This is a genomic window from Xenorhabdus santafensis (assembly GCF_033949405.1).
Classification (GTDB): Bacteria; Pseudomonadota; Gammaproteobacteria; order Enterobacterales; family Enterobacteriaceae; genus Xenorhabdus; species Xenorhabdus santafensis.
Map to the genome: position 1 here is coordinate 1 of NZ_VCDN01000024.1, position 7,936 is coordinate 7,936.

Below are 7,936 nucleotides of genomic sequence, written 5' to 3' on the forward strand. Positions count from 1 at the left end.
GAATATTACCGCCTTTTTATTGATGTATTACCGCCTTTTTATTGATGTATTACCGCCTTTTTATTGATGTATTACCGCCTTTTTATTGATGTATCGCATTGTATGACATTGATTTTTTTATATAAAAAAAGGCCGAAAACAAGATAAAAAACAAAAAAACAAGTTTAAAAAAGACGTGTCCTGTGGATAAATCGCAAAATTTAGTCAGACCGATCGCAGAAAAGGATGTCGCAGCGATGCTGCTCCCTTCAATTGCCCTACGGGCATTCTTGATAGTTCCCTCACTTTGTTCGGTCAGAAAAAGGCTACCTCAAATATCAATACACAACTCTAATAGTCATCGCTGTAAGATTCTTTCGTCTTCGACCATCCAGCTATTAAATAGCTTTATGAATCGGATCATTAGTTCGCTCCGCTCACAGCTTAGCAGGGATAGGGGTTGATCGAAGATAGGATCAACCTCCCCTTTTTTATCGGCTGAGGATCTTCGAGGATCCTTTTTGCATTACCAAGCAGCCTCCCATGCTCTTAACGAGCATAAAAGCCCCTTAAAAACGCTTGTGAGCGTTTTTTATTACGTAACCGCAGCCTTCCCGGATGAAAAATCAAAACTGCTTAAAATCGCTTACAGGATGTTTAATTAGATTTTTCTTTTCTGATATTGTTTTCCTCACGAGAAAAGATCGTCAGTTATCAATATTCGTACCTGATTCAGGTAAATCATCTTTATTATCCTTTATTTACATCTTATTGATTTTATTATTGAATATTTTTAATTAAACCGTTAATCTGCCAAGGCTATCGGCAAAATCCGATAGTCGGGGATTTGCAACCCCGTAAGTTCTCCACTGGTAGGATGTTTCTACCAGTGTGCCTGCACTCGCTCATTCAATGGCGGTTCAGGCAGGGGAGGCTTCGGCCTCGCCGGCTGAGAACTCCGGTATTGCAAACCCTGCTTGAACCGCCACCAATCATAAGAATGAGGTGAAGCAGGAATGAAACCGACCGAAGACTGGCATCCCGCCGAAGTTGTCGCCGCATTACGTAAAATCGGCACCAGTATGGCTGAACTCTCCCGTGAATTTGGGCTAGGTTCCTCAACACTATCCAATACCCTTAACCGTGGCTGGCCTCGGGGGGAATGGATTATTGCCCTACGCCTCAATCTGCACCCGTCCCAAATCTGGCCCAGTCGCTATTTTGATCACAACGGTTACTTGAAAGAACGTAAGCCTCGTCACTCCTCGCGAGAGATTGGTGGTGAGTTAGTCAATAATTTTGATAGTCAAAACACGGGAAGCAGCATGGCGGATGAAATACTGTTAAAAACCGGATTACAGCTTTTGAGGGAAGAATGTAACATCTCGGCCAGAGAGATATCGGAAGCGCTAAATATTCCTCTGTTGTCTGTTGTTCAGATAGAACGTCTGGCCAAAGATGTAAAACTGTCTGACCTGAGACGCTATATTGAAGCGATAGGCGGGGAGCTTAGTCTACGTGTCAAATTGCCTAGTGGTGATATCAGAACGTTCAAGGTATGAGATTTATCAACAAAATATCATCAGGGGCATCCATTATCACGATGCCTCAGTGTTTTTAAATAGGCTTGTTATCTGTTTTGTTTTCAGCAAGCAACTGATCACCGATACTTTTCAGTACCCTGATTTCTTCTGGTGTACACTTGCTCAGTTTTGACAATGCCCCGACGAACGCGCCGGCATCAAACTGTAGTTGTCCGGTTTTCTTGTCGATTAAGCCGGCTACACTAACCAGTCCTGCGACTTTAAACATTTCGTGATTGCGTGCCTTACGGGCGGCTAAACGTTCTGCATTGATCACTTTCGCTGCTGCCCCTTTGGCTTTCATGGCTCGTTCAGCGGCTTTTTCTGCCCGAACCAGTACAGCCAGTTTGCGATCCTCGTCGCGATCCCTGTTCTCTGTGGTTGCCAGTTTGAAGAGCAGTTGTTGGTGCTCTGTGGGTGATTTCAGCCCTCTGATGTAACTAATACGTGCGTTGAGCCATTCGTTGCTTTTGTTCATGATTAACCTCATTCTCTGATGCCGGCATTTCAGCGTTTTTTCCTTACTAATAATCCTACCCTTTTGTTCGCCTGTTGCAAAATTAGCATAATGCAAATCGGCTCACTATCGGGTAGGATTATTAGTAAGGCGCGCTTAGATGTTTCTCTTCGAAGAAGAGAAACGCGCGTTTGGGGCGCAGCCCCAAATGATAACACCGAGAGATATGAAATTATGGCAATAGCCCGGTTAAGTGTGAAAGTCGGCAGGAAAGGGAAAGGGGCACAACATGCCGCTTACATTGCCCGTGAAGGCAAGTACAAGAACCGTCTTGATAAAGGTGAACGGCTGGAAGCGACCGACTACGGCAATATGCCTGCATGGGCGGCAGGCTACCCGCAACAATTCTGGCTGGCTGCAGATGCGTTTGAGCGGCAGAACGGCACGGCTTACCGAGAAATGGAGATTGCTTTGCCCCGTGAGTTGACCCCTGAACAGCGGGAAACACTGATCCGTGATTGGGTGAAACAAGAACTGGGGGAGCTACATGCTTATCAGTGGGCTATTCATGTGCCGGTTGCGGCCGATGGCGGCGAACAGCCACATTGCCACCTGATGTTTTCAGAGCGCATCAATGACGGGATTGCCCGCGATCCTGCCCAGTATTTCAAACGTTTTAACCGAAAATCACCGGAGAAAGGCGGCAGCCAGAAAGCGAATACCGGCTTAGATCCCGTGACCAGAAAGGCGCAGCTGGTTGCGCTGCGTGAACGCTGGGAAGAGGCCTGCAATCAGCATCTTGAACGGGCGTTGCGTCCTGAACGTATTGATATGCGAAGCTATGCGAAACAGGGCGTAGACCTTGTACCGGAGAAAAAAATGCTGCCCAGTGAATGGCGGCAGCCACAACAACGGCAGGTGATCACGGAGTACCGTCATATCCGGCAGGAGCACATGCGCAGCCTTAAGGCTGTCCAGTTTGCGGAGAGACAGCAAAATCTAGCCTATTCACCTGAAATAACCCGTGATAAGCAACATTTCAGAGATAAACATGAACTTTTTCACGGTGTACAGCGTTTCAGAGAAGAGTATCAAGCGGAAAAAATCCGTCAGGCAAAAGAGGCGCAACACCGTCTCGAGGAGCAACAGCGTCAAGCACAGCAAGCAAGGCTGGACAGGCTCCAAGAACAACAACGCCTGGAACAACAACAGGCAAAACAGAAAAAAACACGGCGGCCTTCGCCAGGGCGTGGTTTTAGCAGATAGCAGAGAAACACATGAAAGTATCCACGGATTTTGAAAGAATTTCCGGTTACCTCACGGTACTGGAAGAGCAGCAGGCTATTGTGACTGACATGATAGACGACATGGCCGATGCTAAAAACACGGCCTTTGATGCCATCTTGGAGGCGAAGGCTTCGCTGGAACTGGCGACCCATGCACTTAAAAAGCAACTGGCCGAGCTGGATCATATCGAAGTGCAAAAAGCGCACATGCGCCAAGTGTTAAGCGAGCTGGACACGATTAAACACTCGACGTTACGTTCATTGGATGAAAGTGCAAAACAGTTTACGGATCTGGCGCAAACCGTGCCGAACCAGATTAACCAAAACGTGATGGAAGTTCTGCAACATGTCGATATTGCAGGGGCAGTCCGGCAGCGGACGGATGCGCAGATGGAAGCGATAGCATTGCAAGTTAGGGCGCTGACGACCCATAGTCACCAGTTTTCAGAAGATATTCAGATGGCCCAACATGCGCTGAAACAGCGTTATGAGCAACTTCAAAATTACTTTTGGTGGCTTGTCGGGGGCGGTTTGTTGGCTATCGTGCTTGTGACCGCTTTCAGTGCCAAATTCTTTTTTGGTCAAGCGGTTGATCGGAACTTCAATGCGATGATAAGTACTTACAACCAAGTTGGAGAGCTAAAAAAACAAATTAGTGTATTGGAACGCAAACTTAATCAGTCCTCCGATAATTCCGAAAAAACAAAGAAAAAATAGCTATTAACTATATTGTTACTTATGTTTTTATTGCCTATTTTCAAATAAAATGGCTTACTTGGAGTTCATTAACAACAAAGAGGAAATACAATGCAGTATACTACTTACATGGAAATTTCAGGGGCAATACAAGGATTGCTATCGAAAAACTGTTCAGGCAATGATGCTCACAAAGATAAAATACAGCTCCACTCCCTTGAGTTATCAAAAGGCATTGATGGTCTGAATGAGATAGAAAAAATAATTTTTGAAAAAAACGTAGATGGTGCATCACCTTTGTTACTTAATGCCATCGATAAAAATGAGTATTTAGAATTAACTGTATTTCAGTGCGTTGATGACAAAATAACCCATGAATTTAAGTTAGATAATGCCTTAATAGAAAAGATAAACACTATTTTCTCAGAGGAGAATAAAAAATCACCTTATGAGAAAATACAAGTAAAACTAAATGTATAACTCATGATAATTATGAGTTGCAAAAATACTGTTGCCCATAAAAAAGAAAAATTATGAACATAAAAAATAACAGTGCTTATTTATTAAGCAGGCTATCACAAAAAGAAACTCAATCTTTAAAAGATGCATATGAAAGGGATATTTTGTATTTAAGAAGTGAATACGAGAAGGAAAATAAATCTTTAAAAAAAGCATATGAGAAAGAGATTAAAAAGTTAAGAGATAGTCATGAGAAAGAAATTAAATCATCAAAAGATTGGGGTGAAGAGGAAATTCAATCTCTAAATGATGCATACGAGAAAGAAATTAAATATTTAAACGACTCATATGAGAATGAAATTCAATCTCTAAATGATGCCTGTGAGAAAGAAGTTAAATCAATGGAAAGATACAATGAATGGCTTAATGACTTACTTCATTGGGATGTAAAGACAATTCTTGCATCAAACGCTATATTAATATCCCTTTATTTTTTAACAATACATATATCTAATAACAGCCCATTACTGATGTTTTATATTTTCGCTTTCATGTATTTTTTGGTTTCTTCTTTTACTTCCTTTATAACATCATTAGATAAAAAAATAAGTTACTACCTATACTTGAAAGCGAAAACTATTTACTTTTTCGGCTATTTTAATTCTCATCATCATTAAAAAGATAATCATCAATAAGATGATAATTATCTAGCAGTAAAAAACCCTTAATTGATGCATTACCAATTTTGTAAGCAAGCATAGGGTTGCTAGTAAGTGAAAATTTTCTTTTAAGATCAGACGCTGCCCACCTAAATAATCTAACACCTTTCTCAGTAAAAAGTTTATCTAAAAATGGAACTTTTTTTAAACCATGTTTTGATTCCATAGGTAAATTTATAATTCTTTTAGCTTTATCATATTTAGTAAGAACGGCAAAACCAAAATACATAGAAACCCCAAAATCTAAAAGATCATATGCTAGAGCCCCAGTACCCTCCTTAGCCCCTAAAGCTAAAAAACCTTCTTCTGTTAAAAAATGAGCAGGATTTATGGGTTCAACCTTACCGTCTGTAAATTCATAAGCGATATTGGTAGCTCCGACTATCACGCTGTTACCACCTGTAACCATCCCTAGAGCTCCGAATCCTCTAAGCTCTTTACTTTTTACTGCTCCACCCATTCTAAACGCTATACGACCAAACCCATACTGCACAACACCACCGACAATGGTTAACGTATTTTTACCATAAAACACATAACCTTTTCCTGAATACTCTTGAGTTTTTAAGTAAGATTTTTTATCTTTTTTTCGTAATTGTTCATAACCATATCTTTCTGAATCATATTCAAATTGCATTTCATCTGCATATCGTGAGGCCTGTGCTAAATATTCTACCCCTCTCCCTTGTTTATAATTATATAAGGCAATTTGAAAGTCATTTTTTATCATCCTAACAACCTGGCTAATTTCATACCTGTAACCATTTTTAGACTCAATATAATCCAATAAATAAGCAGATGAATATTTAGAAAGCTTGATTAATTCATTGGAAAAAAAATTAAATTTTGTCTCTAAAATTGTTGATGACATTAGTATACCCTCTCATCCCATATGCTATAAGTGCTAGTTCCGGCAGTTACATGCTCCCACGTAATGGATTTAAATTTAATGGATAGAGATTCCTCGGGTTGCGCATCATTATGTGTTATGGAGTTTGGGCAAAAGAAATTCAAATTCACCAACGATGCTTCGGTTAACTTAATTTTATAATATAATTCAAGACCACCATTCATCGACGTTCGATAAAAGAAAAATTCACATGTTAATATTTCATTTGATGTTAATGCCTGTGATAATAAAGGAGATGATTTGTCGATAGGTTTACGTATATCTATAGGTTGAAAGTTCACATTTTGATGCATTGATAAGTTAGAAGAAAATTCATTAATTAATATTTCATCCTCATGCCCTTTTTGATACTTATTACCTATAGAATCTACAGTAGAACACCCTCCAGAAATCAAGCCCTGTGTCTTGCCTTGTAACTTAAGATAAATAACATTTGCCATAAACATATCCTGTTAGTTTTATTAAAAAAATCATCTTATTACAAAAACAAACAAAATAAAATATTAACAATGGAAAAATCATCTTACTTATAAGATAAGATAATTATGACCAATTATGTTAAACGGGTAAGGATAGTTACTAAAAATACCAGTTAGGTGCGTTAAAAACACCTATAAATGGGGTATAAAAATCACAGTTTATTTGGCTGGTTTTTAACAGAATACAGAGCAAAAAATACTATTTACACGTCTAATGTTTAGAGTACGGTGTCATACACTACTATGTACCATTCTCGATGCCCACACTTCTTGCTAGATAATCACTTGGAAAATTAACATTTTTTCACGTTACGTTAATATTTTTGAGCTTACAGAATGGTTTTATTCACTAAATGTGGATGTTTTTTTGTTTTTTTAGACTGTTATAAATGAGTATTGAAGGTGCTATAAATTTATAGATATATATAATTTTTTTATTATTTAACATATGTTATATTAATGAATAAAACTAAGTGAAATAAACTCTATTTATATAGCCATTTTAATTTGCTTGTCTTCTTTGAATTGAAAATGTAGAGATACGACAGTGCGTCCTTTCTTTACTGTATCTACGGTGACGACTAGATCACTTTTTTCGTTTAATTCTTTTATGCATGGTTTTATGATTGAGTCATTTAGAGTTCTAAACTCTTTGTATTTATCTTCTAAATTTAGAATGGTACGAAAGTCATTGATATCAACTAGCCTATCACCTGTTTTTTTGAACTGCATTAACAACTCATAAATCCGAATGCTATAAGTACGCTTCAGTGCAGAAACATTCTTAACAGCAATACTGGTAAATTGTCCTTTAAGTTGCGTTAAATAAGGCATTATGTAGTCAGAGAAGCTAATTTCTATCTTTCCTTCTCCATCGAAGTATTTTGCTTTGCGTTGAATCCAACGAATATCTTCTTTGTTGTCTTTCCAATGAATAATAACCGTTCTATCCCACAACCGCTCTATCGCCTCTTGTAAACGGCGTTCTGCATGTTTACGGTTCATGTCAGGGAATGCTAGGTAAAATTCATCAGCCGTAAGTTGAAAAGTTTTTTTGGGATTCTCATCTTTCGGATTGAGTTTACCAATACACAAAAGCAAAACCCTTTGTTCTTGTAAGGTAAGCTTGTAACTAGCTTCTATCAATGCATTGGATTTGTAGGCTATAAGTTTACTCATATTTGATAGTTCCCTCACGTTGTTCGGTCAGAATAAATCTACCTCAAGTGTCAATATGCAGCTCAAATCATTGCTACATTTTATCCCTTAAAACATCAATTGGATTAATTATAGTTGATGATTCATATTCATCAATTGTTTTTTTTTGTGTTGATGTATTGATGTGAATATTACCGCCTTTTTATTGAT

The 7,936-nt window shown here is 38.8% G+C and carries 8 protein-coding genes and 1 pseudogene; 5 read left to right on the forward strand and 4 right to left on the reverse strand.

Annotated features, from left to right (window positions below; translation table 11 throughout):
* Positions 1-995 precede the first annotated feature (995 nt).
* Positions 996-1,241, forward strand: a pseudogene (locus tag FE392_RS07405) (helix-turn-helix domain-containing protein); the annotation flags it as partial.
* Between the two features lie 355 nt (positions 1,242-1,596).
* On the opposite strand, the gene traD reads toward FE392_RS07405, so the two are convergent.
* A complete protein-coding gene (gene traD / locus FE392_RS07410; protein WP_319929592.1) occupies positions 1,597-2,040 on the reverse strand; it encodes a conjugal transfer protein TraD in 444 nt (147 codons plus the stop codon).
* Between the two features lie 213 nt (positions 2,041-2,253).
* On the opposite strand from traD, the gene FE392_RS07415 reads away from it, so the two are divergent.
* The 4 genes from FE392_RS07415 (at position 2,254) to FE392_RS07430 (ending at position 5,137) form a co-directional block, all read left to right on the forward strand.
* Positions 2,254-3,285, forward strand: coding sequence for a MobA/MobL family protein (locus FE392_RS07415; protein WP_319929593.1), 1,032 nt, complete (start codon positions 2,254-2,256; stop codon positions 3,283-3,285).
* A gap of 11 nt (positions 3,286-3,296) precedes the next feature.
* Positions 3,297-4,022 carry a hypothetical protein gene (locus FE392_RS07420; protein ID WP_319929594.1) on the forward strand — a complete coding sequence of 242 codons (726 nt, stop codon included), beginning with the start codon at positions 3,297-3,299 and terminating at the stop codon, positions 4,020-4,022.
* A 90-nt stretch (positions 4,023-4,112) separates the two neighbouring features.
* On the forward strand, positions 4,113-4,481 hold the full coding sequence (locus FE392_RS07425; protein ID WP_319929595.1) for a type VI secretion system tube protein Hcp: 369 nt from the start codon (positions 4,113-4,115) through the stop codon (positions 4,479-4,481).
* 53 nt (positions 4,482-4,534) lie between these two features.
* A complete protein-coding gene (locus FE392_RS07430) occupies positions 4,535-5,137 on the forward strand; it encodes a hypothetical protein (RefSeq protein WP_319929596.1) in 603 nt (200 codons plus the stop codon).
* Here the strand turns inward: FE392_RS07430 and FE392_RS07435 are convergent.
* From FE392_RS07435 to FE392_RS07445, 3 genes are all read right to left on the reverse strand, one after another.
* Positions 5,118-6,050: a DUF4225 domain-containing protein gene (locus tag FE392_RS07435; protein ID WP_319929597.1), complete on the reverse strand. Its 933-nt coding sequence runs from the start codon at positions 6,048-6,050 to the stop codon at positions 5,118-5,120. The genes FE392_RS07430 and FE392_RS07435 overlap by 20 nt on opposite strands.
* Positions 6,050-6,529, reverse strand: coding sequence for an Hcp family type VI secretion system effector (locus FE392_RS07440; RefSeq protein ID WP_319929598.1), 480 nt, complete (start codon positions 6,527-6,529; stop codon positions 6,050-6,052). The genes FE392_RS07435 and FE392_RS07440 overlap by 1 nt, the downstream gene beginning before the upstream one ends.
* A gap of 528 nt (positions 6,530-7,057) precedes the next feature.
* Positions 7,058-7,747, reverse strand: coding sequence for a replication initiation protein (locus tag FE392_RS07445; protein ID WP_319929599.1), 690 nt, complete (start codon positions 7,745-7,747; stop codon positions 7,058-7,060).
* Positions 7,748-7,936: the final 189 nt, after the last annotated feature.

Excerpts from the sequence above, each read along its gene's own strand:
- FE392_RS07415 (WP_319929593.1), top strand. The coding sequence starts at position 2,254 with ATGGCAATAGCCCGGTTAAGTGTGAAAGTCGGCAGGAAAGGGAAAGGG.
- FE392_RS07425 (WP_319929595.1), top strand. The coding sequence starts at position 4,113 with ATGCAGTATACTACTTACATGGAAATTTCAGGGGCAATACAAGGATTG.
- FE392_RS07435 (WP_319929597.1), bottom strand. The coding sequence starts at position 6,050 with ATGTCATCAACAATTTTAGAGACAAAATTTAATTTTTTTTCCAATGAA.
- FE392_RS07445 (WP_319929599.1), bottom strand. The coding sequence starts at position 7,747 with ATGAGTAAACTTATAGCCTACAAATCCAATGCATTGATAGAAGCTAGT.
- traD (WP_319929592.1), bottom strand. The coding sequence starts at position 2,040 with ATGAACAAAAGCAACGAATGGCTCAACGCACGTATTAGTTACATCAGA.
- FE392_RS07420 (WP_319929594.1), top strand. The coding sequence starts at position 3,297 with ATGAAAGTATCCACGGATTTTGAAAGAATTTCCGGTTACCTCACGGTA.
- FE392_RS07440 (WP_319929598.1), bottom strand. The coding sequence starts at position 6,529 with ATGGCAAATGTTATTTATCTTAAGTTACAAGGCAAGACACAGGGCTTG.
- FE392_RS07430 (WP_319929596.1), top strand. The coding sequence starts at position 4,535 with ATGAACATAAAAAATAACAGTGCTTATTTATTAAGCAGGCTATCACAA.